Origin of the sequence: Mycobacterium sp. (assembly GCF_035653355.1) — a bacterium.
Taxonomy (GTDB): Bacteria; Actinomycetota; Actinomycetes; order Mycobacteriales; family Mycobacteriaceae; genus Mycobacterium.
This window is the reverse complement of the sequence record NZ_DASRBZ010000365.1, coordinates 1-2,057: the sequence shown is the minus strand read 5'-3', so window position 1 is coordinate 2,057 and position 2,057 is coordinate 1. Positions and strand designations below refer to the sequence as shown.

Genomic DNA, 2,057 nt, shown 5'->3' with positions numbered 1-2,057 from the left:
CGTCGATCTCGACGATCGGCTCAGCCTCCCAGATGGCGTCCAAGTGCTCCACGGCGTCGCTGGCGGCGTCGCCGGCGTCGTTCCAGCCCTCGAAAGCCGCCACCACGACGGTGTTGTGCAATTCGGGCAGCGCGGCCCTGGCATCGGGCGGGGTCACAGGATCAGCGTACGGCGTTGCACAGCCTGTTCGCGCTGTGACGGACAGAGCATTTGAATAGGCCAGCTATGCTTGTCGGGGTGACTTTCTCGAACGATCACGCCTACGACACCGACCTGCTCGACACCTTGGCGCAGCGCGTCATGGTGGGCGACGGTGCCATGGGCACCCAGTTGCAGGCAGCGGACCTGACGCTCGACGATTTCCGCGGGCTGGAGGGCTGCAACGAGATCCTCAACGAGACGCGGCCCGACGTGATCGAACGGATTCACCGCGCGTATTTCGAGGCCGGCGCCGATGCGGTCGAGACCAATACGTTCGGCTGCAACCTGTCCAACCTCGGCGACTACGACATCGCGGACAAGATCCGCGACCTCGCACACCGGGGCACCTCGATCGCGCGCGCGGTGGCCGATGAGCTTGCCACGCCGGAGCGCAAACGCTATGTGCTGGGGTCGATGGGCCCGGGCACCAAGTTGCCGACCCTCGGCCACACCGAATACGCGGTGATCCGCAACGCCTACACCGAGGCCGCGCTGGGCATGCTGGACGGCGGCGCAGACGCGATCCTGGTGGAGACCTGTCAAGACCTGCTGCAGCTCAAGGCGGCGGTGTTGGGCTCACGGCGGGCGATGAAGCAGGCCGGGCGGCACATCCCGGTGATCACCCACGTCACGGTGGAGACGACCGGCACCATGCTGCTGGGCAGCGAGATCGGGGCCGCGCTGACGGCGATCGAGCCGCTCGGTGTCGACATGGTGGGCCTGAACTGCGCCACCGGGCCGGCCGAAATGAGCGAGCACCTGCGCTACCTGTCGCGACACGCCCGCATCCCGGTGTCGGTGATGCCCAACGCCGGCCTGCCGGTGCTGGGCGCCAAAGGCGCCGAATATCCGCTGCAGCCCGACGAGCTGGCCGAGGCGCTGGCCAGTTTCATTGCCGAATTCGGTCTCTCGCTGGTCGGCGGCTGCTGCGGCACCACCCCCGACCACATCCGCCAGGTCGCGGAGGCCGTGCGCACAGTGACGCCCGGGCAGCGGCAGATCACCTACGAGCCGGCGGTGTCGTCGCTGTACACCTCGGTCCCGTTCAAGCAAGAGGCGTCGGTGCTGGTCATCGGGGAGCGCACAAACGCCAACGGCTCCAAGGCTTTTCGTGAGGCGATGATCGCCGAGGACTACCAGAGGTGCCTGGACATCGCCAAGGAGCAGACCCGCGACGGGGCGCATCTGCTGGACCTGTGCGTGGACTACGTGGGCCGCGACGGGGCGGCCGACATGACCGCGCTGGCCAGCCGGCTGGCCACCGCGTCGACACTGCCGATCATGCTGGACTCCACCGAAACCGCAGTGCTGCGAGCGGGTTTGGAACACCTGGGCGGGCGCTGCGCGATCAACTCGGTCAACTACGAAGACGGCGACGGTCCGGAGTCCCGGTTCCACAAGACCATGGAATTGGTCGCCGAGCACGGCGCGGCGGTGGTCGCGCTGACCATCGACGAAGAGGGCCAGGCTCGCACCGCCGACAAGAAAGTGGCGATCGCCGAGCGGTTGATCGACGACATCACCCGCAACTGGGGCGTCGACGAATCCTCCATCCTCATCGACTGTTTGACCTTCACCATCGCCACTGGGCAGGAGGAGTCGCGCCGCGACGGCATCGAGACCATCGAGGCGATCCGCGAACTGAAGAAACGCCACCCGAATGTGCAAACCACACTCGGGTTGTCCAACATCTCGTTCGGCCTCAATCCCGCTGCGCGCCAAGTCCTCAACTCCGTGTTCCTGCACGAATGCCAGGAGGCGGGCCTGGATTCGGCGATCGTGCATGCGTCGAAGATCCTGCCGATCAACCGGATTCCCGAAGACCAGCGCACGGTGGCGCTGGATCTGGTCTACGA

Annotated in this window: 2 protein-coding genes; one reads left to right on the top strand and one right to left on the bottom strand. The window is 66.5% G+C overall.

Going from position 1 to position 2,057, the window contains the following annotated elements; genetic code table 11:
• A partial coding sequence (locus VFA16_RS12690; RefSeq protein ID WP_324968149.1) for a PAC2 family protein occupies positions 1-157 on the bottom strand: 157 nt, incomplete at its 3' end.
• Between the two features lie 143 nt (positions 158-300).
• Between VFA16_RS12690 and VFA16_RS12685 the strand changes: the two genes are divergently transcribed.
• Positions 301-2,057 (top strand): homocysteine S-methyltransferase family protein (locus VFA16_RS12685; protein ID WP_414687707.1); only part of this gene is annotated, 1,757 nt, incomplete at its 3' end.